Origin of the sequence: Chondromyces apiculatus DSM 436 (assembly GCF_000601485.1) — a bacterium.
GTDB lineage: Bacteria > Myxococcota_A > Polyangia > Polyangiales > Polyangiaceae > Chondromyces > Chondromyces apiculatus.
On sequence record NZ_ASRX01000086.1, the window covers coordinates 1 to 24,450 of the forward strand.

19 protein-coding genes and 2 pseudogenes are annotated in these 24,450 nt (G+C 70.2%); 11 read left to right on the forward strand and 10 right to left on the reverse strand.

All coding sequences use genetic code 11. The features are described 5' to 3' along the window. Positions 1 to 102 precede the first annotated feature (102 nt). From CAP_RS37170 to CAP_RS56070, 4 genes and pseudogenes are all read right to left on the reverse strand, one after another. Positions 103 to 618, reverse strand: coding sequence for a hypothetical protein (locus tag CAP_RS37170; RefSeq protein ID WP_044249767.1), 516 nt, complete (start codon positions 616 to 618; stop codon positions 103 to 105). 609 nt (positions 619 to 1,227) lie between these two features. After that, a pseudogene (locus CAP_RS46425) lies at positions 1,228 to 1,458 on the reverse strand (Uma2 family endonuclease); the annotation flags it as partial. A gap of 384 nt (positions 1,459 to 1,842) precedes the next feature. Further along, entirely contained in the window at positions 1,843 to 2,220 is a 378-nt protein-coding gene (locus CAP_RS37180) for a hypothetical protein (protein WP_231511928.1), read from the reverse strand. A 33-nt stretch (positions 2,221 to 2,253) separates the two neighbouring features. Continuing rightward, a pseudogene (locus CAP_RS56070) lies at positions 2,254 to 2,358 on the reverse strand (GFA family protein); the annotation flags it as partial. Between the two features lie 452 nt (positions 2,359 to 2,810). Between CAP_RS56070 and CAP_RS37185 the strand changes: the two are divergent. The 5 genes from CAP_RS37185 (at position 2,811) to CAP_RS37205 (ending at position 8,312) form a co-directional block, all read left to right on the forward strand. Further along, entirely contained in the window at positions 2,811 to 3,272 is a 462-nt protein-coding gene (locus CAP_RS37185; protein ID WP_044249771.1) for a (2Fe-2S)-binding protein, read from the forward strand. Then, complete coding sequence (locus CAP_RS37190) at positions 3,269 to 5,422, forward strand: xanthine dehydrogenase family protein molybdopterin-binding subunit (RefSeq protein ID WP_044249773.1); 2,154 nt, start codon at positions 3,269 to 3,271, stop codon at positions 5,420 to 5,422. Before CAP_RS37185 ends, CAP_RS37190 begins: the two co-directional genes overlap by 4 nt. 8 nt (positions 5,423 to 5,430) lie before the next feature. Beyond that, positions 5,431 to 6,033, forward strand: a complete 603-nt coding sequence (locus CAP_RS37195; RefSeq protein ID WP_044249835.1) for a hypothetical protein — start codon at positions 5,431 to 5,433, stop codon at positions 6,031 to 6,033. 53 nt (positions 6,034 to 6,086) lie between these two features. Then, positions 6,087 to 7,199 (forward strand): XdhC family protein, encoded by a 1,113-nt coding sequence (locus tag CAP_RS37200; RefSeq protein WP_044249775.1) that lies wholly within the window; start codon positions 6,087 to 6,089, stop codon positions 7,197 to 7,199. 135 nt (positions 7,200 to 7,334) lie between these two features. Further along, entirely contained in the window at positions 7,335 to 8,312 is a 978-nt protein-coding gene (locus tag CAP_RS37205) for a helix-turn-helix transcriptional regulator (RefSeq protein WP_044249777.1), read from the forward strand. 61 nt (positions 8,313 to 8,373) lie between these two features. Here CAP_RS37205 and CAP_RS37210 read toward each other — a convergent pair whose 3' ends face one another. After that, positions 8,374 to 9,285: an alpha/beta hydrolase gene (locus CAP_RS37210; RefSeq protein ID WP_044249836.1), complete on the reverse strand. Its 912-nt coding sequence runs from the start codon at positions 9,283 to 9,285 to the stop codon at positions 8,374 to 8,376. A gap of 93 nt (positions 9,286 to 9,378) precedes the next feature. Here CAP_RS37210 and CAP_RS37215 point away from each other — a divergent pair, with 93 nt between their 5' ends. Both CAP_RS37215 and CAP_RS37220 read left to right on the forward strand, forming a co-directional pair. Then, positions 9,379 to 9,780: a DUF4180 domain-containing protein gene (locus CAP_RS37215; protein ID WP_081865668.1), complete on the forward strand. Its 402-nt coding sequence runs from the start codon at positions 9,379 to 9,381 to the stop codon at positions 9,778 to 9,780. Positions 9,781 to 10,091: 311 nt separating this feature from the next. Then, positions 10,092 to 11,882 (forward strand): TolB family protein, encoded by a 1,791-nt coding sequence (locus CAP_RS37220; RefSeq protein WP_044249779.1) that lies wholly within the window; start codon positions 10,092 to 10,094, stop codon positions 11,880 to 11,882. 36 nt (positions 11,883 to 11,918) lie between these two features. Here CAP_RS37220 and CAP_RS37225 read toward each other — a convergent pair whose 3' ends face one another. Then, on the reverse strand, positions 11,919 to 12,641 hold the full coding sequence (locus tag CAP_RS37225) for a hypothetical protein (RefSeq protein WP_044249781.1): 723 nt from the start codon (positions 12,639 to 12,641) through the stop codon (positions 11,919 to 11,921). Positions 12,642 to 12,765: 124 nt separating this feature from the next. Here CAP_RS37225 and CAP_RS37230 point away from each other — a divergent pair, with 124 nt between their 5' ends. Together CAP_RS37230 and CAP_RS37235 are read left to right on the forward strand one after the other, a co-directional pair. Continuing rightward, positions 12,766 to 13,800 (forward strand): aldo/keto reductase, encoded by a 1,035-nt coding sequence (locus tag CAP_RS37230; protein ID WP_044249782.1) that lies wholly within the window; start codon positions 12,766 to 12,768, stop codon positions 13,798 to 13,800. A gap of 42 nt (positions 13,801 to 13,842) precedes the next feature. Further along, positions 13,843 to 15,711, forward strand: coding sequence for a HEAT repeat domain-containing protein (locus CAP_RS37235; RefSeq protein ID WP_044249784.1), 1,869 nt, complete (start codon positions 13,843 to 13,845; stop codon positions 15,709 to 15,711). A 476-nt stretch (positions 15,712 to 16,187) separates the two neighbouring features. Here CAP_RS37235 and CAP_RS37240 read toward each other — a convergent pair whose 3' ends face one another. Beyond that, a complete protein-coding gene (locus CAP_RS37240; protein ID WP_052376665.1) occupies positions 16,188 to 17,102 on the reverse strand; it encodes a TIGR01777 family oxidoreductase in 915 nt (304 codons plus the stop codon). Positions 17,103 to 17,180: 78 nt separating this feature from the next. Between CAP_RS37240 and CAP_RS37245 the strand changes: the two genes are divergently transcribed. Then, positions 17,181 to 18,305: a hypothetical protein gene (locus CAP_RS37245; RefSeq protein WP_044249787.1), complete on the forward strand. Its 1,125-nt coding sequence runs from the start codon at positions 17,181 to 17,183 to the stop codon at positions 18,303 to 18,305. Positions 18,306 to 18,326: 21 nt separating this feature from the next. On the opposite strand, the gene CAP_RS37250 is transcribed toward CAP_RS37245, so the two are convergent. Continuing rightward, positions 18,327 to 20,513 carry an FG-GAP repeat domain-containing protein gene (locus tag CAP_RS37250; protein ID WP_156041489.1) on the reverse strand — a complete coding sequence of 729 codons (2,187 nt, stop codon included), beginning with the start codon at positions 20,511 to 20,513 and terminating at the stop codon, positions 18,327 to 18,329. Between the two features lie 91 nt (positions 20,514 to 20,604). Between CAP_RS37250 and CAP_RS37255 the strand changes: the two genes are divergently transcribed. Continuing rightward, complete coding sequence (locus tag CAP_RS37255; protein ID WP_044249791.1) at positions 20,605 to 21,381, forward strand: phosphocholine cytidylyltransferase family protein; 777 nt, start codon at positions 20,605 to 20,607, stop codon at positions 21,379 to 21,381. A 72-nt stretch (positions 21,382 to 21,453) separates the two neighbouring features. On the opposite strand, the gene CAP_RS37260 is transcribed toward CAP_RS37255, so the two are convergent. Both CAP_RS37260 and CAP_RS37265 read right to left on the reverse strand, forming a co-directional pair. Next, positions 21,454 to 23,598, reverse strand: a complete 2,145-nt coding sequence (locus CAP_RS37260) for a bifunctional serine/threonine-protein kinase/formylglycine-generating enzyme family protein (protein WP_052376666.1) — start codon at positions 23,596 to 23,598, stop codon at positions 21,454 to 21,456. A 154-nt stretch (positions 23,599 to 23,752) separates the two neighbouring features. Next, complete coding sequence (locus CAP_RS37265) at positions 23,753 to 24,442, reverse strand: NrsF family protein (RefSeq protein WP_044249793.1); 690 nt, start codon at positions 24,440 to 24,442, stop codon at positions 23,753 to 23,755. Positions 24,443 to 24,450 lie beyond the last annotated feature (8 nt).

Genomic DNA, 24,450 nt, shown 5'->3' on the forward strand with positions numbered 1-24,450 from the left:
GGGAGGGCAGCGTGGGGTGGGGGAGGGCAGCGTGGGGTGGGGAGGTTGCGGTTGGCTCTGGGGGGCGAGGTAGGGGGCGGATAGCTATGCGTGGGTGGTCGCTCAATCGAGCACGGCCGGTGCGCTCACGTAGACGTATTCGATGGGGATGTCGCGCGCGCCCAGCTCGACCAGCAGTTTATCGAAGCCGGTCGCCGATCTGGGCAGCCGCTCGATCTCGCGTCCATTCGAAGTGAAGAGCCCCAGCGCGTCCTCCAGCATCTTCGATTCGGTCCAGTTGTCATTCTGCGCGAAGCGGGCGCGAGCGATGGTGGTCAGCGCGTGGGTCGTGAGCTTGTTTCCTCGCGTGACATGGATGACCTCTTGCGAGAGCGACACGACGCAGGGAATGCGGCTCGAACCGATGAGGCCGCGATGCCGGGCGATGAAATGCCACGGGATGAGCGCCAGAAAAGGCAGGACTGGCGCCACGGTGGCGGCGATGACGAGGACACCGACGCTCGTGCGGAGCCACGTGGGCGAATGCTCATCCACGAACACGAAGAGGAGGAGCGCTGCCGTGCCGATCGCCAGGATGGTGAGCCCCTCTTTCCAGTAGCCGCCAGATCCTCCCGCCATTCGCGCATAGTCGGGGGCAGGTGATGCTTCCCCGACCTCCTCATGGTCTCGTTGTTCGTCCGCCACCCTTCGCCAACCGATTCCACGGCTACCACTCCGCGCCCGCGGCCGTCCATCTCAGTCGTGGGCCGATAACCGGCATCGAGCCGGAGCTGGATGCGTGGACCTGGGGCGCATGCACCGGCCGGGTTGGGGAATGCCTTGCTGGTCGCGACAGACGAGCGTCGGGTGAGGGACGTCACGGCGACTCACGAGGAGTGGGAGAGGGAGACGTCGGGAGCCGACGATCCAACGGAGGTATTTCCACCGCGGAAACGGTTGGGGAGGCGACCGTCGGAGGTCTTGTCCCTGTGGAAACGGGTGGGGAGGCAAACCCCCAACCGCCGCGGAGGGGTGGCTCTGGCGGCCAAGGTGGCAGCGGCGACCCGCCGGCCGTCTGTCGCGACGGCTTCATAGACCCTCCCGAGGAGTGCTCGGCGCCTCTCGACGAACCAGCCTCAGGGATGTGGCAGGTGTGCGTCGCCGCTGGCGATCACAATGCCCCGTACGCTACGTGGGACTTCGTTCGGCTGTGGGTCTGGGCCTGGTGACGCCATCCGCGCCAGCCTCTCACCCCTCATCCGGCGCGAGGGCATCCCAGATGGCGGTGAGGTCCAGCTCGATGGTGTCGAAGGGGCTGGCGCGTACCACCTCGCCATCGACGAACGTCTGCTCCTGTGCGTAGCGCTTCCGATCGAGAAGGTGAAACACCTCCAAGGACCTCGCGAGAGGGTCGAGGAGCCACAGCCACGTCACCCCGGCCCGAGCGTAGACCGGCATCTTCCGGAGGCGGTCGTGGGTCGAGGTTGAGGGGAGAGGACTTCACAGAGCCAGTCCGGCGGAAGCGTGAAGAAGGGCGCGGCAGGGATCTTCGGCATGCGCTCCCGTCGCCACCCTGGGCGCTGCTGCTTCTCGGCCGGCTGTCCCAGGGTGTGGTTCCGAGCATATGCGTGCCTCAGCAGGTCGCAACCGTGGGCATCATGGCCAGGGTCGTCATCGCCGTCGCCTTCTCACCAAGTGCCGCGCTCTCCGCCCTCAGGCAATCGTCTCCTGGAGCGCGCGCCAGAATGGTAGCAGCGATCCGTCGGATCGGGTTCGGAGCGACCAGGTCGAAAGGTCATGGCGGGCCGGGGGCCGAGGGACGACATGGGTCTTTCACTGCCCTGGCGCGGGCCAGGGCGCGCCTCATCGCTGGAACAGCATGGCGATCCTGGCAGCAATGAGCTTCGTCACGAACTTGAAGGGATACATCGAATGACTGGGCACGTCGTCCGGAAGCACGCTGCTCTCCGGCTTGAACTTCGTGCAGACACGTACCTCCAGGGGCGGAGCGTCTCCCTGGAAGCGCGCCCGGTACATCGAGACCCAGTGCTTCGAGTCGTCGAAGTCGAGGACCATGGCCGCGTTGCAGCAGGTGGCGACGACGCGGTTCGTGGCTGACTTCTCCCTGAGCTTGTGGCGCTTCAAGAGCTGGGACCCCTTCGTGCACCGGGCGCGATCCTTTCGGTAGAGGACGAACTCGGTCCCGCCGTCGGGGCCCTGGACGGGAGAAGCACCCGGCAAGGCTTCGATCCGACGGGCACCTTCCTGGCAATCATCGCAGTAGCAGGCGGCGCACAGGATGGGAGCGCCGACCGCTTCGAATTCGACGCTCCCACATGCACACCGAGCAATCCTGAGGTTCTTCGGCGGTCCGGACATCTGCGGCTCCTGCTCTCGTCGTGCCCGGCCGCTACGGCTTCCCGGACATGAGGGCGCCTGGATTCTAGGCTACCTTCGCCGCCTCCGACATCCGCAGCGCCATTCGACGCGAACAATGGCGCCGCTGAGGTCGAATTGACGCCCGGCGATCTCTATGACATCAACTGCGCTGCCTTGAAGAGCACGGTGCGAAGACCACGATGTAAGGGGCCTGGCATCCGGAGGCGCTGGAGCGACCGACCGCCCGTGATCGACGGAACGATGAGGCGCCAGGCATGACCTACATCGCGATGCCACGAGGGCGTCGCTCGCGCATCCGCCCGCGCATCCGTTCGCGCATCTTCCGCGCATCTTCCGCGCATGAGGCGTGCCTTCGAGAGTGACCCACACGGGATCCGGTCGCCACCAGGGAGGACCAACGACATGCAGACGATTCAAGCTTGGAGTGCCGCATGAAGCTCGACATCAACGGGGTCGTGCGCGACATCGACGCGCCACCCGACATGCCGCTCCTCTGGGTCATCCGCGATCTCGCGGGGCTCCCGGGGACGAAGTTCGGGTGCGGCATGGCCCAGTGCGGCGCCTGCACCGTGCATCTCGACGGGCAACCGGTGCGTTCCTGCGTGCTCCCGGTCTCGGCGGTCGGGGCGCGCAAGGTCACCACGATCGAAGGCATCTCCAGCGACGGCTCACATCCCGTGCAGCGGGCGTGGGTCGAAGCGGACGTCGTGCAGTGCGGATACTGCCAGTCCGGGCAGATCATGACGGCCGTTGCGCTCCTGGAGAAGAGGCCGGATCCGACGGACGCCGACATCGACGCGGGGATGTCCGGCATCGTCTGCCGCTGCGGCACGTACAACCGCGTCCGCGAGGCGATTCATCTCGCGTCGCGCCTGAAGCGAGGTAACCGATGAACCGACCGCGTGACACACAGATCTCGCGTCGCGGCTTCATGCGCGGCGCGGGCGCCTCGCTCGCGGGGCTGGTGCTCTCGTTCTACGTGCCGGAGCAGATCGCGCGCGCGGCGCCTGTGCAACCGAAAGCGCTCCCTCCTCCGAACGCATTCGTGCGCATCGCGCCGGACGACACGGTGACGGTGGTGATCGCGCACTCGGAGATGGGCCAGGGCATCTGGACGACGCTCGCGATGCTCATCGCCGAAGAACTCGAGTGCGACTGGGCGAAGGTGCGATCGGAGCATGCGCCCGCTGCGGCGGTGTACATCGGTCCGGCGGGCGGGATTCAGATGACGGGCGGTTCGTCGACCACGCGCGGCGAGTTCGAGCGCTACCGCCAGGTCGGCGCGGCGGCGAAGGACATGCTCCTCCGCGCGGCCGCGGCGCGGTGGAAGGTGCCCGCGAACAAGCTCGTCGTCGAGAAGGGGGTCATCCTCAACGGAAAGCAGAAGCTGCGGTACGGCGAGGTCGCGGAGGCTGCGATGAAGCTCCCGCCTCCCGCGAGCGTGAAGCTCAAGGAGCCGCAGGCCTGGAAGCTGATCGGCAAGCCGATGCGAAGGCTCGACTCGCTCGACAAGATCACGGGCAAGGCGACGTTCGGCATCGACGTCACGCTCCCCGATCTGCGCACGGCGGTCATCCTTCGCCCCCCTGCGTTCGGGGCGAAGCTCGTCCGCTTCGACGGCGCCGCGGCCCTGAAGGTTCCGGGCGTCGAGAAGGTCGTCCCGGCGGGGGACGGGGTCGCCGTCGTGGCGAAGCACTTCTGGGCGGCGAAGCTCGGGCGCGACGCGCTCGTCGCCGAGTGGCAAAAGCCTGAAGGCGGCGGGGTGAACTCCGACGTGCTGCTCGCCGAGTACCGGAAGAAAGCGCAGGAGCCAGGCACGACGGTCGCTTCCGTCGGCGATGCAGCAGCCGCGCTCTCCTCTGCGACCACCAGGTTCTCGTCCGAATACGAGTTGCCGTACCTCGCGCACGCGCCGATGGAACCGCTCAACTGCACCGTGAAGATCGACGGCGATCGCTGCGAGATCTGGACGGGGACGCAGTTTCAGACCGTCGACCAGAAGGCCGCCGCGACCATCCTCGGCACCACGATCGACAAGGTGCAGATCCACACCACGTTCCTCGGCGGCGGCTTCGGTCGGCGCGCGAACCCTCGGTCCGACTTCGTCGCGGAGGCCGTGACCGTCGCCAAGGCGGCAGGCGTCCCCGTGAAGGTGGTATGGACGCGCGAGGACGACATTCGCGGGGGATACTACCGGCCGGCGTACGTGCACCGCATGCAGGTCGCAACCGACGCCAAGGGCAATCCTTCGGCGTGGGACCACGTCGTCGTCGGCCAGTCGATCCTCAAGGGGACGCCGTTCGAAGGGTTCGGCGTGAAAGACGGGATCGACAACACGTCCGTCGAAGGCCTCGCCGAGTCGCCCTACCTCGAACGGGTGAGCGCGAAACGCGTCTCGCTCCATACGATGAAGACGCCCGTCACCGTCCTCTGGTGGCGGTCCGTCGGGAACACGCACACCGCATTCGCGATAGAGGGCATGATCGACGAGCTCGCGCACGCGGCGAAGCGCGACCCGCTCGAGTACAGGCTGGCGCTGCTCGACCACAGCCCTCGCTTCGCGGCCGCGCTCAAGCTCGCGGCGGAGAAGGCAGGCTGGGAGAAGCCTGCGCCTGAGGGGCGCGCGCGTGGCCTCGCCGTGCATGAATCGTTCGGCAGCATCGTCGCCGAGGTGGCGGAGGTCTCCATCACCGAAGGGCGCATCAAGGTTCACGAGGTCACGTGCGCCGTGGACTGCGGCTCTGCGGTGAATCCGCTCGGGGTCGAAGCGCAGATCCAGGGCTCCGTCGTGTACGGCCTCACGGCGGCCCTCTACGGAAAGCTCACGCTGAAAGACGGGCAGGTGCAAGAGAGCAACTTCCACGATTATCCGCCGCTCCGCATGTTCGAGATGCCGAAGGTCAGCGTGCACATCATCCAGAGCGGCGCGCCGATGGGCGGCATCGGGGAGCCTGCGACCGCGCCGATCGCGCCCGCCGTCGCCAACGCGGTGTTCGCGCTCACGCAGAAACGTCTTCGATCCCTCCCTCTTCGCCTCGCATGAGCACCTCCATGAAACGTCTGGTTCTCCCGCTCTGCGTCGCCTTCTCGCTCCCCGCGTGCGGCGACAATCACCCGCCCGCCGTCAGCCCTGTCGCGCCGAACGCCGCGGGGCTCGCTGCGTTCGAGACCGTGCGCGAGGTGTTTCAACATCCGCGCTGCCAGAACTGCCACCCCGCCGGTGACGCGCCTCTCCAGGGCGACGACAGCCACGTGCACGCGCAGAACGTGCTTCGCGGCAAGGACGGCCACGGAAACATCGGTGCAGAGTGCACGACGTGCCACGGCCCCGCGAACCCTCCGAGCGCATTCGGCGCGCACGTGCCGCCCGGGAACGTGAAGGGCTGGCACATGCCCACGGAGGACCTGAAGCTCGTGTTCGTGGGCCTCACGCCGCGCGCGCTCTGCGAGCAGATCAAAGACCCCGCGCGCAACGGCGGAAAGGACATGCCCGCGCTGCGCACCCACCTCGACGACCCGCTCGTCGTCTGGGGCTGGGCACCGGGGTTCGGGCGCGCGCCCGTGTCGGTCCCGCGCGATCGGTTCCTCGCCGCATGGGAGACGTGGGCGGGCGCGGGCGCGCCATGCCCGGGTGACGCGACCGCGTCTCGCTGACGGCAAGGCCGCGCATTCCGAACCCGAGTGCCGCTGGGAGGTGCTTGCCCGCCATGAAGGATGCCGCCGCGATTGCCTCTGCTGCTGCGACCCTGCGCGCGCGCCGCGAGCCGTTCCTGATGGCCACGGTGGTGCGCGTTCAGGGCTCGTCGTACCGCCGTCCAGGCGCCAGGCTGATCGCCACGGCAGAGGGGCGCCTGGCGGGCACCATCAGCGGAGGTTGCCTCGAAAGGGATCTCCTCCGCACGGGCTTCTGGCGCGCGCGCCATGGGCCCGTGCTCGTCCGGTACGACTCGCAAGACCTGGACGAGGGTGAGCCCGTGCTCGGCTGCGGCGGCATCGTGGAGGTGCTGCTCGAGCAAGGGACGGCCGGCGCCGAGGACGACCCGCTCGCCCTGCTCACAGGCGTGCTCTCGTCCGATCAAGCCGCGGCCCTGGCCACCGTCTTTCAGACGACGGACCGCAGCATTCCGCTTGGAGCACGCTGGGCGCTGAGGGGAGGCTCGCTCGCCGAGGCCTCACACCCAGGACACCCGCGCGCGCCCGGTCTTCTCGACGCCATGGCGTCCGCCAGCGCGAAGGTGCTCGCAACGGAGCGCGCTGCGTGCCTCGAACTCGCGACGGACCAAGGGGTCGTCGACGTACTCGTCGAGCCGATCCTGCCGGCTCCGCACGTCTTCATCTTCGGGGAGGGCCCCGACGTGCTTCCGCTCGTGACGATGGCCCGGCACCTTGGGTGGCGGGTGACCGTGTGGGGCGCCCCCGACTCCCTGGGGAACCGTGCGCACCTGGTCGCCGCCGGGGCGGTGGTGGAGAGCGATCTCGAGGTCGTCCGGGGGCGCGTGGACGCGAGTCACCGCGCGATGGCCGTGGTCATGGGGCACAGCCTGTCGCGCGATCGCGAGGCGCTGAGGGCGGCCCTCGCGTCGCGCGCGGTCTACATCGGCGTTCTCGGTCCACGCCACCGGACCGCCTCGCTCGCGGCCGAGGTGTCGCACGGTCTGCTCGCGGATCCGCGGGTTCACGCGCCGATCGGCCTCGATCTCGGCGCAGAGACCCCGGAGGAGATCGCCCTGTCCATCGCGTCCGAGATCCTGGCCCGCATCCGCGGGGCCAGCCACGCGCCGCTCCGGCAGCGGGAAACGATCCACGGCGGCGCCACCTGAGGCTGTGGACCGGGCGCTGGAGGCCTGCTTCTCCGCCAGGGCGGACGTGGTGCTCCTCCATGCACGGACGGGGGGCGGGCGCGCAGGCGACTTGAGGGAGCGAGGGCAGGGCTCCTGTGGCAGGGTGCGCAGACCATGCGCGCCGATCGGTTGCTGAGCCTGTTGATGCTGCTCCAGAGCCGGACGCGGCTCACGGCCGCGGATCTCGCGCGGCGCCTGGAGGTGTCGGCGAGGACCATCTACCGCGACCTGGAGGCGCTGTCGGGGGCAGGCGTGCCTGTCTACGCGAGCCGCGGCCCGAACGGCGGTGTCGCGCTGATGGAGGGGTGGCGCACCACCCTGACCGGCCTGACCCGGGCGGAGGTGGAGGCGCTCGCGGCGGTCGCGACGCCGGGAGCGCTCGACGACATCGGCCTCGCGGCGGCGCTGGAGAGCGGGCTGATGAAGCTCGCGGCGGCGCTGCCAGCGGCGCAGCAGCCGGACGCGGAGCACGCGCGGCAGCGGCTGCACGTGGACGGGTCGTCGTGGTTCCAGGAGCGGGAAGAGGTGCCGCAGCTCGCGGTGCTGCGGGACGCGGTGTGGCAGGACCGGAAGGTGGAGCTTTCATACCGGGACTTCGAGGGGGCGGAGAGCGCGCGGGTGGTGGAGCCCTACGGGCTCGTGATCAAGGCGGAGCGCTGGTACCTGGTGGCGGGGACGCCGAAGGGGACGGCGGTGTTCCGGGGGGCGCGGGTGGAGGGGACCCGGGTGCTGCCGGAGCGGTTCGTGCGGCCGGAGGCGTTCGATCTGCCGGCGTTCTGGAAGGGGTACTGCCAGCAGTTCGCGGAGAAGCGGGCGTCGTACGAGGTGACGCTGCGCCTCCGCGGCGAGAGGGAGGAGGCGCTCGGCAAGGTGCGCTCCGCCGCCGATCAGGCGCGCATGGCGGAGGCCCCGCTGGGCGAGGACGGATGGAAGACGGTGACGCTCGATTTCGAGCGAGAGTCGATCGCCATCGGGCAGCTCTTGACGCTGGGCCGAGCGGCGCAGGTGATTGCGCCGGAGCAGTTGCGGGCAAAGCTCAAGGCAATGGGCGAGGATCTGCTGGCGCTCTACGCCGAGCAGGCCTCGCCGTGACATGGCTGGAGGCCAACCCGGAACCCGCCGTCGCGCTGGGCTGAGAGGGCCGAGGGGTCCTTCATGCAAGCGCGCGCCGCAGCGCCGCGACCTGGCTCGTGCGGAAGGCCTTCGCGACGTTCATGTGCTGCAACCTGTCGAAGCCGTGAAAGACGCCGGGGATGATCTCCACCTCGACGGGGACGCCGGCAGCCTTGAGGCGCTCCGCGTAAGCGATGTCCTCGTCGTGGAAGAGGTCGAAGGTTCCCACGCCGATCCAGGTGGGCGGCAGGCCTGCGAGCGACTCGGCGCGCGCAGGGGCGGCGTACGGCGGCACGTCGTCCGCGCCGGGCTCGCGTCCGAGGTACGACGTCCATCCGAACCGGTTGCTCTCCGCGCTCCAGATGCGGTGATTCGCGCCGTCGATGGTCCTGTTCACCGTCCGGTCGTCGAGCATCGGATACACGAGGAGCTGGAAGGCGACGGGGATCTCCTTCCGATCGCGCGCCAGGAGCGTGAGCCCGGCCGCGAGCCCACCACCGGCGCTCGCGCCCGCGATGACGATCCGATCCGCCCGCACGTTCAGGGCCTCGGCGTTCGCGTGGAGCCACGTGAGCGTCGCGTACAGGTCGTCCATGGCCGCGGGGAACGGATGCTCGGGCGCGAGGCGATACGACGGCGCGATGACCGTCACGCCCAGCTCGCGCGCGAACGTCGCCGCCATGGCGTCATCAGGGGCAGGAGAGCCCATGATGAAGCCACCGCCATGGATCCACAGCACCGCCGGCATCGGTCGCGTGGCGCCCTCGGGCACGAAGACGCGCGCTGTCTGGGCCCCCGGGATGTCACGGAGGGACGCGCGCACGCCCGGTGTGCTGCGCGGCGCGCGCATCCCTCCACGGAGCCGGCGCGTGACCTTCACGAACCGAGGGCCGAACGAGAAGCGGGGCAAGAAGCGCGCGAGGAGGGCCAGCTCAGGGTGAAATGTGCTCATGTCGTATTCTCCCGTGTGATCGATGCACTCGCCAGCGGCGGGGCCATGAGACATCGATCACGGATCCAGGTCACGCAGGACTAGGATGAGGCGATGGAACGACGCGAGGAAGACACGGAGCTGGAGGTGGTCGCCGAGGATGGCGTCGCGGTGGTGGAGGGGGCGCCGGAGAAGCAGTTCGTGGCGAGCCTCAAGGATGTGGACCGGGTGCTGGAGGCTTGCTTCTCCGCCAAGGCGGATGTGGTGCTCCTGTATGCGTCGAACTTGACGGAGGACTTCTTCGACCTCAGCTCGGGGCAGGTAGGGGCGCTGCTGCAGAAGCTGAGGAATTACGGAATCAGGCTCGCGGTCGTGTGGCGTGCAGGGGATCCTCCGTGGAGTAGCCGGTTCGGAGAGATGGTGGCCGAGGAGCGGCGGGGGGACTTCTTCAGGCTCTTCGAGACCCGCGAGGCGGCGCGGGCCTGGCTCGGTGGCTTCCAGGGGACCTCGGGGTGAGGGAGGGCCGGCACGCGGAGAGAACCCCGGCGCAAGAGCGGGACGCACAGCCCACCGCCAGCGCACCTGCCGCGCAGGCGACGCCGCAGGTCGGCGACGAGCCGGTGCAGGAGCGGGCCGCACAGTCCATGCGCATCGGTGTCATTGGTGCGGGATGGCTGGGCGACACCGGAGCTGCGTCGCCTGCTCGGTCTGCCCGAGGGGAGCTGGGCAGCAGAGTAGGCCTTCCCGTCGTACATGGATGAATGCTCCACGGACATGAGGGCTCACTGCGGGTTTCCATGGTGGGGAGATGGCCCTATCCTGTCGTGATGGGGAACGTGATCGTTCGGGCGGTTCCGCTGCTTGCGCTGGTGACGGGGGGGCTGCGTCTGGCTGCCGGATGCTCGGCGGCAGGGGACCGGGATCCTGGTGGCTCGGAAGGCGTGGGCGGTGGCGGGGGTGTCGCGGCCGTGGGCGGTGCAGGAGGCATCGGCGGGAGCGGCGGGAACGGAGGGAGCGGGTTCGGTGGCGGCATCGTCGGGGGGTGTCCGTCGCCGCCGACCAACGAGGTGCTCCAGGCGGGCATCACGCCGTCCGAGGCCGCGGTGTTCGAGGCGACGCCAGGGTTCGCGCCGCCGTTCGTGTTCGATCCGCCCTCGGGCGTGGTGCTGCCGGGCGGGTGGCCGTCGCCGCGCTTCCTGGTGCACACCGCGGCGATGCCGGGAGTCGTGCGGCTGGAACTCAAGGCGGGGGAGCTCGCGGTGGGGTACGTGGGGCGGCCCGTGGCGAGCCCGCTCGCGCACAGCGACAGCGTGGTGCAAGGGACGTGGTGGACGGTGAACGCGCCGGACTCGTTCTGGGATGCGGTCCGGTGCGAGGCGGGGAGCGGGACGCTGTCGTGGCGGGTGCTCTACGCGGCCACCGGCGCGCAGGCGCCCGGCGGGGTCGCCGAGGGGTCGATGCGGCTCCTGGAGGGGGCGGAGGAGCCAGACATGACGTTCTGGCAGATCGAGGACGTGTCGGGAGGCGTCTTCTCCATCGAGCGGCTGGCCGTGGGCGCGAACCCGAGCACGCTGGTGAGCGGGAACGGGGGGTGCGTGGGGTGCCACGTGGTCTCGCCGGACGGGAAGGACGTGGCGTACCAGCGGCCGGGAACAGGGGGGAGCTGGCGGATCAACGTGATGAGGCCGATGGCGAGCGGGCCGGTGACGTCGCCGGCGCTCTCGGCGTCGGGAGCGATGTTGCTGTCCAGCACGTCGCTGGGAGCGCCGACAGCGTCGGCCGGGGCGTGGAGCGATGCGACGGGGCGGTGGCTGACGGCGGTGGCGCTCTCGGGTGGCGCGACGCAGCTCGGGAGGCTTTCGCTGGTGCAGGTGGACGCGGCGGCGGCGGCGATGACGATCGGGCCCGAGCCAGTGCCAGGCAACGCGACGTACAAGGCCGCGCTGCCGGTGATGGCGCCCGACGGGGGGCGGATCGTGTACGTGGCGACCACGGGGATGGTCGACGGCAGGACCACGGAGAACACCGGCGCGAGCTTCGATCTGTGGCAGGTGCCGGTGACGACCGTGAAGGACGGGGCGCCGACGTTCGGCACCCCCGCGGCGCTGCCGTTCGCGTCGGGGACGCCCGAGGGCGAGATCTACCCGGCCTTCTCGCACGACGGAGAGCTGCTCGCGTACACGCGCGTGGGGGCGGGGCGGGGGGCGTACGACGAGGAGACGGGGCAGATCTTCGTGGTGACCGCCGATGGAGCGTCGGCGCCCGTGTCGATCGCAGGGAACCTGGCTCCGCAGAACGCCGCGGTGTACAGCGGGCTCGGGCTGACCAACGCCTGGCCGAGGTTCGGTCAGCAGACGGTGGAGCGGCCAGAGGGGCGGTATTACTTCCTGCTGTTCAGCAGCCGGCGTGGCTCGCCGCAGCTCTGGGAGTCGCGGGTGGGCGGGTCGGTGGCGCCCGGGGGGAGGCCGCTGCCGAGGATCTACCTGGCGGCAGTGCTGGTGACGCCGGAAGGGGAGGTGGCGAGCTTCCCGGCCGCGCTGGTGCCAGGGCAGCGCGTGGACGCGGGGGCGCACACGGCGGACTTCACGGTGGTCACCTCGGTGCCGCCCCCGCAGTGAACCTCCGCTGAACGAGGCGGCGGGCGCGGATCGTCTTCAACGGAAGGGGATCTGCGCGATGCCGCAGGCTGCGGCGAGGGTGGCGAGGGTGGCGAGGGCGACGAGCAGGATCGTCGTCTTCAGGGCGGCGCCCTCGATCTGGTCGGCGATGAAGGCGTCGGCGGTGGTCGCGAGTTCGTCGCGGACCTTGAGCAGGTCGATGCCGCCCTGCTGGTGGGCCTCTTCGCGAAACCGGGCGAGGGTGAGGTGCTCGATGAGGCGCAAAAGCGTCCTGTCGATGGCCCGCCGGAGAGCGCCGCCGAGGCCTCCGCCCTGCGGCGACGCTTTGACCTGGTGGATGACGGCGAGCCGGAGGCGGCTCGCTGCCTCGTTGAGGGGGAGCTGCTCGATGGCCTGCGCGGCGCGGGCGCCGCGGGAGCCGTGCTCTCCCTCCTCGTCGAGACCGAGGAGGCGCTGGAAGAGGGCGCGCACCAGCGTGCCCGCGAGGCGGTGCGCGCGCACGATCTGCAGGATGCCGGCGGCGAGGGCGCGCTTCCATGCCAGAGGGATGCCTGCCGCGGTGCAGACCCCGAGGGCGACGAGGGCGCCGAGCGCGCCGCGGAGCACGACCCCCTCGGCAGCGATGGCATAGGCGGCTGCCGCGAGGATCAGGGCGAGCAGGGACATCGCCGCGGCGGTCAGGAAGAAGGCGCGCAGGGCGGGGGTCAGAGCTTCCTTGGCACCTTGCGCCGCGTGAAGATAAGGGCGGAGATCAGCCACCCTGAAAGGAGAGCACGCGATCCGCGTGCTAAGGAAGGTGGCCAGGGGGGAGTGAAGTGGGACATCGCCATGGCAGGCGGTTCCACGGGCGCTCTTCGGGGAAGCGAAGAAAGGACGGCGCACGATGGAGCACAGGTTGCTAGGGGGCTCGGGGTTCAAAGTTCCCGTGCTGGGGCTCGGGACGGGCACGTTCAACAGGGGCGATGAGGCCGCGCGAAAGTTCGGCGCCACCGATGTGACCGAGGCGAAGCGGCTCTTGGACGTGTCGCTCGATGCCGGGCTCACCATGTTCGACACGGCGGATGTGTACTCCGGCGGGCTCTCCGAGGAGATCCTGGGGGAGGCCATCAAGGGGCGGCGCGACAGGGTCATCCTCTCGACCAAGGCCGCCTTCCGTCACGGGCCAGGCCCGAACGACGTGGGCTCGTCGCGGTTCAACCTGATCCGCGCCTGCGAGGGGAGCCTGAAGCGGCTCCGGACGGATTACATCGACCTGTTCTACCTGCACATCTTCGACGCGCTGACGCCCGTGGAGGAGACGCTGGGAACGCTCGACGACCTGGTGCGGGCCGGGAAGATCCGGTACGTCGGCTGCTCGAACTTCTCGGGGTGGCACCTGATGAAGTCCCTGGCGGTGTCGGAGAAGTACGGGCTGCCGCGGTACGTGGCGCACCAGGCGTACTACTCGCTGATCGGCCGCGACTTCGAGTGGGAGCTGATGCCCCTCGGGCTCGATCAGAAGGTGGGGACGGTGGTGTGGAGCCCCCTCGGGTGGGGGCGGCTGACCGGGAGGCTGCGGCGGGGGCAGCCGCTGCCGGATGGCTCCCGCCTGCACAGCAAGGAGGTCTGCGCGATGGGGCCCAAGGTGGACGACGAGTTCCTGTTCCGGGTGGTCGACGCGCTCGAGGCGGTGGCGGCGGAGACGGACAAGGCGGTGCCCCAGGTGGCCCTGCGCTGGCTCCTCCAGCGGCCCAGCGTGTGCTCGGTGGTCATCGGCGCGCGCAACGAGGGGCAGCTCCGGCAGAACCTCGGCGCGCTGGGCTGGAGCCTGACGGCCGCGCAGATGGCGCGGCTCGACGCGGCGAGCAAGACCCCCCCCGCATACCCGTACTTCCACCAGGACAGCATCCGGGAGCGCATCCCCTCGCCGATGGCGTGAGGGGCCTGTAGGCGTGGGCGCGATGTACTAGGCTGGGCGGCGGTGAGTCAGCACGTCCGCCCCCTCTACGAGCTCCGTGACGAGGCCCGCACCGCGAGGGCCCGGGGAGAGCTGTCGCGCGCCCGCGACGCGCTCTGGGGGGCCCTGCAGCACACCATCGCCCGCGAGGAGGAGTACGTCGCGCTCACGGGCGAGATGCGCGAGGTGCTCGCCCTCCAGGGCGACATGCGCTCGGCGCTCACGGTGGCGTGGTACGCCGGGACGGAGCAGACGCAGCGGCCCCTCCTGGAGCACGTCCCGCCCATCGACCGCGCCCGCACGCTGCTCGCGTGGGCCGATCGGGAGACCTCGGCGTCGCGGCAGCAGGGCCTCTACGCCAAGGCCGCCGAGGCCTACGAGGAGGCCGGCCTGGTGGCGCAGGCGGCGATCGCGCGGGAGCGCGGCCAGGACTTCGAGCGCGCGCGGGCGCTCTGGTCGCGCCTCGCGCAGATCCTGTCGTCGTCGGGGGCCGACTTCTACGCGGCAGGGCTGTCGCGCTTCAACCTGGCGCGCACCTCGCTCCGGACCGGCGATACCGCCGCGGCGCGGGAGGCGGTGTTCTCGTCGGTGCACCTCCTGGAAGAGGCCGCGGACCGGTACGAGACCATCGGGCAGCGGGAGCGCGCCTTCGACTGCTACCAGGTGCTGATCGCCATCGGGCGCGAGAGCAGCGTGTTCGAGCACGTGCTCGAGGGCTACGTGAACGTGATCCGCATCCTGCGGGAAGACCACCTGCGCTACTACGCGCTGCAGTCGTACGAGGAGGCCGTGGCCGCGGCCGAGAAGCAGGGAGAGACCTCGGCCGCGGCGACGCTGTCGCGGGAGATGGCGGCCTACGCGCGCAAGGAAGGGCTGCCCATGGTGGCGAACTTCGCGATGCTCACCCAGGCGCGGCTCTGGCAGGAGGTGTCGACCATGGCGCTCCGGCGGGGGACGCCCCCGGAGATCGCCGAGAACGCCCTGCTCGCCGCGGTGATCGCGCTCGGAGAGGCCGGGCAGTACCACAAGGTCGGCGACGTGTACCGGGCCCTGTCGGAGCTGCCGCTCGAGGAGTCGCGCCGCAAGCACTACGGGAAAGCGCGGGCGCGGTACCTGGAGGCGCAGGATCTCACCATCGATGCCTCCCCCTTGCCGGCGCAGCTCCGCCACGAGGTGGGGTTCCCCGAGGTGTGGCACGTGGACCTCGTGGAGTGGGAGCAGGCCGGGAGCGCCAGCCAGGCGACGGGCGACGTGGTGCTGGACCCGGGCCAGTGGTCGGAGGTGACGCGGCGGCGGGCGATGCTGGCGCGGCTGACGGCGCTGGCGATCGAGGCCCAGGAGGAGAAAGGAGGCGCGTCACGCGACGCGCCCGTGCTGTACGCGACGCTCGCCGAGCAGCTCTCGGCGGTCGAGCTGTACACGATCCTGTCGCCGCTCGAGCGCCTCTTCCGACGGCCGGAAGCGTCGGTGCGCGGCGCGGTGGTGCGGGCGCTGTCGCGGTTCCTCTACAAGCGCACCTTCATCACCGTGCGCGACGCGCTGGTCGATGCCGACCCGACGGTGGTGCACGAGGCGCGGAAGGCCCTGGAAGAGCTGCGGTTCCCGCACGCCTTCGATCCCCTCGCCCGCGTGTACCGCGAGGCACAGAGCCAGCAGACGCGCCAGAGCGCGGTGCGCGCGCTGTCCAAGATCGACACCTTCGAGGCGTCGGAGCTGCTGCTGGGGATCATCCGCCACGACGGGAGCGAGGAGCGGGCAGCCGCGGTGGACGCGCTGAAAAAGGTCCGGGGGATGAAGTTCATCGACCTGGCCCGCGGAGCACTCCCCGAACTCACCGGAGCCCCGCAGGCAGCCGTCCGGGAGATCCTCCACGACCGCGGTGTGAGCGTCTGAGTCGCCACGAGGGGACGCACGTCCCCTCGCCCCGTCGGGAGTGAATCCCGCCAGGGCCCACAGGTCAGGCGCTGGGGAAGCCTCGCGTCATCACGCTCCTGACGCTCCGAGACAGCCCTAGACATACGGTGATGACCTCACCCTCGAATCCTCGGGCCCCCTACGGTCACACGCTCCTGGATGGCCTAGATCTAGGGGGACGGCGCGCTTGGGGGAGCGCCACGGTGCCAGAGCTGTGGTGGGGCAGTCCGGCCGCTACGTGACGCCGTCCGAGCCCCCGTGGGTACGCTGCTCGACAATCGTCGACTTCCCAGCTACCCCCGGCGGCTCGCTGTTTTTTTGTGGCCCCATGGACCGGGTGGCAACGTGACCGATGCGAGGGGGTGCGCGCAGCGTGGAAGCAGCCACCCGCATGACGCGCTGACGCGCTGTGGCAGCCGCGCCTTCACGGCTCGTGACGCACCACGGTCAGCGCTTCAGCGGAGGGTACTCTCCAGCGCGGTCACCACGTCGGTGTAGTGGAACTTGTAACCCAGCTCGAGGGCACGCTTCGGGTGCACGTTCTGGCCGGTGGTGATGATCTCCGCGGCATCGCCGAGGCCGAGCCGGACCACCGCCTCGGGGACGCGGAGCCAGGAGGGGCGGCCAAGGACCTGACCGATGGCCTTGGCGAGCTCCTCGCCATTCACGGGGTTCGGGGCGACGACGTTGAAGGGGCCCTGCACGGACTCGTTCTCCATGGCGAGCAGGGTGAGGCCCACGACGTCGTCGACGTGGATCCAGGAGATCATCTGGCGGCCGTCGCCAATGGGGCCCCCCGCGAAGAGGCGGAAGGGCGTGATCATCTTCTCCAGCGCGCCGCCGCCCTCGCCGACGACGATGCCGATGCGGAGCTGCACGGAGCGCACGCCCTGCTGCGCCGCGAGGACCTGCGCGGCCTCCTCCCAGCGCACCACCACGTCGGCGAGGAAGCCCTCGCCGGCGGGGGCGTCCTCGTCAAAGACCTTCTCCGGAGGCTGCGGGCCGTAGTAGCCGATCGCCGAGGCGCAGATGAACGACGTGGGTTTCTTCTTCGCGCGGGCGATGGCGTCGCCGAGCAGGCGCGTGGTCTCCACGCGGCTGCGGATGATGTCGCGGCGTGCGGCCTCGTTCCAGCGCTTGGCGATGGGCTCACCGGCGAGGTGCACGAGGCTGTCGACACCGTCGATGGCCTCGAACCAGGGGCCCGCCTGGTCAGGATCCCACGCGACCGCGCGCGTGCCGGGCAGCGCCCGCTGCGCCCGCGCCACGTCCCGCGAGAACACGATGACCTCGTCTCCACGGGAGAGCAGCTCCTTGATGAGCGCCCGGCCGATGAACCCTGTGCCCCCGGTGATCAGGATCTTCTTCACGGCCGGCCTATCTACCACGCTTCCCAGTCCAGAGGTGGGGCTTCCGGCGGCGAGCGATGGACGCTAGAGGGTCGCGCGATGACGCTCCTCGACACCTTCAAGAAGCTCCCCCTCGGCGGCGTCGATCGCCGCGCTCTGGTCGGCGCCCTCTCCGAGCACGGCGCCAGGGCAGCCGCGGATTTGCTGCGGGTACACCGCGCGCGTGTTCAGCCCATGGGGACGAAGATCGCGCCCGACGCCGCGGTGCTGGTGCTGGGCGGGTCGAACGGGATCACCCGGGCCGTGGCGGTGCAGCTCCTCTTCGGGGAGCGGGCGGCGGTGTACGGGGTCCACCTCGACAGCGAGAAGATGCAGATCGGCCCCCACCACGTGCAGGCCCTCACGGCGGCAGCGGCAGCCGAAGGGGTCGACGCCCGCTTCTGGAACGCTGACGCGACGCGTCCCCAGACGGTGGAGGAGGTGGTGGCGGCGCTCAAGGAGCGCTACCGCGCCGTGCACCTCGTGAACGGCATCGCGGCAGGGGCGACCAAGCGATACGCCGAGCACGGGACGACGACGGTGCGCGACCTCGACGTGGCGTTCGATCCGGTGCTGCAGGTGCCCGACTTCTCCAGGCCGGAGAACATCCGCAAGCTCGGGCTGGTCGAGGTGGAGGTGGCGACGGACGCCGACATCGAGCGCACCAACCGCTTCATGGGCACCTCGACCCTGCTCTGGGCCGAGCCGCTCGCCGCAGCGGGGCTCCTCGCGCCGGGCGAGAGCGTGGTGGCCTTCTGCGACTACGACTACCCGGCCGATGACCCGGTGTACGCGATGGGGCCCCTCGCAGGGGCGAAGGTGCTCCAGCGCAAGTCGATGCAGGAGATCCGCGGCCGCTTCGGGGTGAAGACGGCGAGGATCTGCTACCCGCCCGTGGCGACCACGGCGCTCGGCGCCATCCCGGGTGGCCTCCTCATGTACGGACTGAGCGCCCAGATCCTGAAGGAGCGCGGGGAGCTGCGGGACGTGCTGGACCTCGGGCGCGAGACGATGGCGCTCTGGCGGCCGGACTGGGAGGGCGAGGAGTTGCGGCTCGACAGCGCGTACCAGGCCGCCCTGCCGGAGTTCAACGCGCGCAAGGACAAGCTCGCGCCGTCCGACATCCCGGGCGCGCTGCACCTCCTCTTCGAGGAGGGAGACGGGGGCGCGTCGAAGAAGCCCTGACGCGCCCCTCCGGTCAGCTTCTCACTCGGGCGCTGCGCAGCTCGCGCCGCTCGTGTCGCCCGCGTTGTTCTCCTCGCGGCACTCGTTGTTCCCGCCCATCGCGTTGACGGCGCAGGTGTAGCCCTCGTTGTCGGCGCAGCCGCGCACGTCGACCATGGACCCGTTGCTGGGGGCACCTTCCCAGTGGCAGACCACCGGCTCGCAGTCCCCTGGCGCGATGGGCTGAGCCGTCGCCTGCGGGCCGTTCGCGCAGGTGATCTCGGTCTGGGTGGCGTTGTCGTAGTAGCGGACCTGCACCCCGGCGCCGACGACCAGCGCTCCCTCGTTGCACACGCTGGCCACGAGGTTGAGGTGCTGCGGGCAGCCGCCGATGTCCAGCGACATCGCCACGGTGATGTCGGGCGCCGCGAACCTGTCGAAGCTCGGGAGGTTCTGGCGGAAGTTGTTCATGACGCCCGCCACCGTAGCGTCGGTGGGCTCGCGCCAGTTCGGAGGCTCGTTCATGGGGATGGCGCCCGTCTCGCTCACGTTGGTCACGTGGTAGCTGTGCTGGTTCCAGATGCGGCGGGTGGAGACCCACGAGTCGGTGGGGTCGCCCCAGATCTGGATGCCGTCGGTGGCCGCCGAGGTGCTGCTGCTGGCGTTCTCCACGAAGATGATCTCGGCGTTCCCGTCGTTGTCGACGTCGGCCACGATCGGCATCTCCAGGCGGGTGTGGGAGTTGTTCGGCACCTCGAGGAGGATCGCGCCGTCCGAGCCGCTCATCACCCGGAAGAACGACTCGTCGTTGTAGACGACCTCGGCCTTTCCATCGCCCTCGAAGTCGAACACGCTCGACCCGGTGGAGCGCGAGCTGCAGTCGTCGTTGCGCCTCTTCCAGCGGATGCCGGGATCGCTGCACTGGGCGGGCAGCGGCGTGGCGAGGCACTCGAGATCGGCGACGATGTAGTAGTCGGCGCTGGCCACGCCGATCTCGGCCATGCCGTCGCCGTCGAAGTCCGCGATGGTCGGCGGGCCGCCCTCGTTCAGGATGCAGTTGAGGAGGGGGATGTTGATCCGCACCGGGGTGTCGTTCACCAGGAGCGGCGTGCCGTCGTGGTTGAGGATGTAGATCACGCCCGTGCGCACCGAGACGATCTCGCCTTGCTCGTCGGCGTCGAAGTTGCCGATGGCGGTGAAGCCGTCACACGGGTAGGCGTTCGGCGCGCCGCAGTTGGCGGCGGTGGAGGGGGTGGGGTACTCGTAGGTCCAGATCGGCGTGCCGTCGATCTCGTACATGGTGTTGCCGGCGAGCACGTTCAGGTTCCCGTCGAGGTCGGGGTCGCCGACGGTGCTCACCGGCCCGAGGAAGGCGTTGATGCCGACGCCCGCGGTCCCCGCCCACTTGAGCGTCCCGTCGGCGCCGTTCAGGACCACGCGGCCCTGGATGACCTCGGGCGCGCCGTCGTGATCGATGTCGGCCAGCGCGGGCGTCGTGCCGGCGAGGTGGCTGCGCTCCTGCTTGGAGGGGTGCATGCGGTTGATCCACTTCACGGTCCCGTCGCGCTCGAAGGCGATGGTGCCCCCGTTGACGAGGGTGGCCACGAGGTCCGGAGAGCCGTCGGCGTCGATGTCGCCCGCCGCGAGGCCGCCCGAGTTGTCGAGCCACACCCCCTGCTCGCCGGTCTGTGCCTCGATCTCGGGGGCGCCGACGGCGAAGTGCTCGGTCATGGTGCCGTCGGCGTTGCAGGCGCCCGACAGCACGCGGAGCGCGCCGTTCTGGTTGCAGCAGCCGTCCTCCTGGAAGCGGTAGGCGATGAAGGCGATGTCGGGGATGTCGCTGGTGTCGACCTGATCGTCGCCGTTGTCGTCGGTCAGGTTGATGACCACCGGCGTCATCACCACGTCGTCCCGGTCCGCGTAAGGCCCGGCCGGCGCCGGCTCGTTCCACGCACACTCCACCGCCGGGCTGAACGCGCTCGCCGGAGGGATGAAGATGCAGGCTTCCCCGGTGCCGCCGCCGCTGCCCCCCTCGCCGCCGTTGCCCCCGCTGCCGTTGCCCCCGGCGGAGCTGGCGCCGGAGCCTCCCGCGCCTCCACCTCCCGTGCCGGTGGGCGTGTCCCCGCTCGTTCCTTCGTCCTCGCCTCCGCAGGAACATCCCGAGGAGGTGGAGGCGAACGTGGCGAGGAGCAAGAGGGCCAGGGTGGGGAGATGCAAAGTGCGCCGCATGACGCACGAAGATACATGAACCCGCCTTGGCGCAGCGACTTCACGGCGCGGGTTTGGTCGGCGGCGTGAGGCCGTGCTACGGCCTCGGACCGTGAAGGCCATCATCATCGGCGCAGGTCGCGGCAGCAGGCTCCGTCACCTCACGGACGAGATCCCGAAGACGCTGGTCCCCGTGCTCGGGCGGCCCATGCTCGACGGGATCCTGGAGGCGCTCGCCGCAGGCGGGTTCGCGCGCTCCGACGTGGTGTTCATCTGTGGGTACCGGGCCGAGGTCATCAAGGCCGCCTACCCTGATCTGACCTACGTGGAGAACCGCGACTGGGAGCACAACAACATCCTGCTCTCGCTGCTCTGCGCCCGGGAGCACCTCTCGGGTGGCTTCGTCTCCACCTACGCCGACATCGTCTACAGGCCCCAGATCGTGGCCGATCTGATGCGCTCACCGCACGACCTCACCCTCGCGTGCGACACCGACTGGCGCCGCCGGTACGAGGGCCGCTCGGAGCACCCGGAGACCGACGCCGAGAAGCTGCGCGCCGAGGGCGAGCGGGTGGTGGAGATCTCGCGGCGCATCCCCTCCGCGCAGGCGACGGGTGAGTTCATCGGGGTGATGAAGGCCTCGGCCCGGGGCGCCTCCGCGCTCGTCGAGGCCTTCGACGAAGCCCGGGCGCAGTACGCCGGCCAGGTCTTCCGGGAGGGGCGCCCGTTCGAGCGGGCCTACCTCCTCGACATGCTCCAGCACCTCGTCGAGAAGGGCGCGCCGATCCACAAGGTCGACACCCACGGCGGCTACATGGAGATCGACACCCTCCAGGACGCCTCGCTCGCCGAGACCTGGTGGCGCGGCGGCGAGCGCGGAGCGCCCTAGTACTGCGTACGGCAATTCAGGGACCTTCGGTCCCTACGCTCCCGATGGTCGCTACCCCCGTGACTTCGCTGGCTACAGGTCCTTCGCGCAGCGGAAGCCGATGCCGGGCGCGTTGGCCGTCGCGAGCTGGTGGAAGCGCATGGCGGGGTTCAGCCACAGCGCGAAGCCGCCGTTGTAGGCGCCGCCGCGGATGGCTTTCCGCTCGCCCGCGGCCGCGCCCTTGGGGTTCACCTGCTCCTCGTCCTTGTAGACGGCGAACCAGTCGGAGGTCCACTCCCACACGTTGCCGACCATGTCGTAGAGGCCGAAGCGGGTCTTGCCGTTGGGGAACGAGCCGACCGGCGCGGTGCCGCTGAAGCCGTCGTCGGCCTCGTACATGCGCGGGCTCGGCTTCAGGCCGCGCTCCGACTCCCACTTGGTGCACTCCGAGCCGCAGGCGTTCATGAACGTCTGATCGCCGGGAGCATTGCCCCAGGGGAACTTGCGCCCATCCGAGCCGCGGGCGGCGTACTCCCACTCGGCCTCGGTGGGGAGTCGCCCGCCCTTCACCTTGCAGTACTTGTCGGCGAGGTCCCAGGTCACGCAGTTGATCGGGTGCTTCTCGAGCCCGGGCTTGCCGAAGGTGCACTGATCGCCGAGCGTCTTGAGCAGCTTCTGGTGGTCGGCGTCGGACATCGAGGCGTCCTTGGAGAAGTCGGGCAACTCGGGCGGCGTCTTGCACTCGCCCATGTCGGAGCACGCCTTGTACTCGCCCGCCGTGACCTCGTAGATGTCGATGCAGAACGAGTCGATGGTGACCTTGTGGGCAGGTTGCCAGAGCTTGAAGGTGGGCTCGTCGGAGCCCATGAAGAACTTGCCTCCGCTCACCAGCGCCGTCCCTTCCGGGCAGCCAGCAGGCACCGCGGCGGCGCTCGTGATGGCGCTCGCGGAGGGGTTGCTGGTCGCCACCGCGGTGGGCACCGGCGAGGCCGGAGGCGGCTCGGGAGGAGCGTCGCCGAGGAACTTCGAGGCCGCGAACCCGACGCCACCCAGGGTCGCGAGCACCCCGATGCTGCCGAGGATCAGCGGGACCGGCGAGGAGCGCCGCGCCGGGACGGCGGTCGACGTGGCGGGTACGAAGGATGCCACGTTCGTGTCGGGCCGCGCTCCCGCAGGCATGCCCGAGGCCATGGGCGTGGGTTGCGAGGTGGGCATGCCGTCCGGAATGCTCACCATGGAAGGGCGCCCGCTCCGGAGCAGGCCGCTGCTCGGCCCCGGGTTCCAGGTCGCAGCGTTCGGGTGCACGGCGTGGTGCAGCGCCGACCAGAACTGGCCCATGGTGGTGAAGCGGTCCCCGGGAGCCACCGCGAGCGCCTGCGCGAACACCGCCTCCACGGCCGGGCCGAGATCGAGGCCGAAGGCGCGCGGCGTGGGGCGGCGCATGGGATCGCGGCTCTCGACGGCGAGCTGCAGGTAGTCGTCGCCCTGGAGCGCCGACCGGCCGGTGAGCACCTCCACCAGGATCAGCGCCATCGCGAACACGTCGGTCCAGGGGCCGGTCGCCCCGTGGCTCCGGCTGAACTGCTCGGGCGCGCCGTAGTTCGGCGTGAAGGCGGTGATCTCCTGCCCGGTCTGCGCCAGCGCCGCTGCGGCCGCGGCGTGCTCGGACATGACCTTGGCGATGCCGAAGTCGAGCACCTTCACGTGGACGCCGGGCGCGCGTGGATCGCCGGTCACGAAGATGTTCGCGGGCTTGATGTCCCGGTGCGCGATCCCGCGCGCATGCACCAGCTCCAGCGCCACGGCCGCCGGTTCGAGCAGCCCGATGGCTTCGAGCAAGGAGCGGTTCGGCATCCCCGAGCGCCCCTCGTCCCAGAGGACGCTGTCGAGCGGCTTCCCTTCGAGCCACTCGAGCACCATGTACGGGAGCCACTGGCCCTCGGGGCTCGTGAACGTCCCGATGTCCCGCGCCTGGACGATGGCGGCAGAGCGGCTCGACAGCTCCGCCATGAGGCGCCCCTCCTGGATGAAGCCGTCGAGGAGCTTGTCGCGCTGCTCCGCGGGGGCGTTGGCCAGGATCTTGAAGCACTTCAGCGCCACCGGCTGTCGCCAGATGGTGTGCTCGGCCTTGTAGACGACGCTGAAGCCGCCCTCGCCGACCGCGCTGTCGACCAGATACTTCTCGGCGATGACCGTACCACTGATGCCGAGGGGGTCGCGGCTAGCCTGGGAACTCATAAGCTCCTTGGAAAAGGGACGGCATCTTAGCGACGCTGTGGGCTGAAAGGGACCCTCGTGTACGACGAAGGCCCGCTTCTCTGGGTGGAGCCGGGTGGAGCGACCCCCCCGGCAACCGCGCTGGTCCGGCCTTTTACCCTCATTTGGGCCAAGATCACACCCGTCCCCACGCGGCCCCCGCCGCGGCGCCCAGCGAGAGCCCGCCCAGGATGGGGAGGCCGTGCCCCAGCAGCACGTGATCGAGGGCGTTGCACCCGCAGCAGGCGTGGATGCCGATGGCGCCGAGCAGGGCAGAGAGCGCGCCCACCGCGGCCCCCCGCCAGGACGGCGCGGTGAGCAGGGAGCGGCGCAGGAGCAGCACGGCCAGGGAGAAGGGGACGAGGGCCATGAAGGACCCGAGGAGCATGCAAGCGCGCGTGGCGCCGAGGGGGACCGCTCCTCCTGGCTGAGCGTCGAGCAGCGCGAGCGCCGCGAACCCCGCCGGGAGCCCGAGCGTCAGCGCCTGCACGACCCGCAGCCCTGGCGGCAAGCCGTACCTCCCAGGCCGCATGAGCCACGCCGCCGCGACCACCGCGAGCACCACCAGCATCACCAGCGAGGCGGCGGTGACGGGAGTGCCGATGTCGGAGCGCAGGCCACTCCACGCGACGACGCCCGCGATCCACCCGACCGAGAGGATGCCGGCGAAGGCGAGCAAGCGCCTGCGCTGGGGACGGGTCGGGGAGTCCTCGGCGGAGAGCTCGCTTTCCTGTGTGGGAAGGCGTGCGGGAAGGCGTGCCAGGTGGCGCGCGACCCGGGCCGCCGGGTCGGGAATCTCGTCCAGCCCGGGGAAGAGGGGCTCCATGCCGGGTC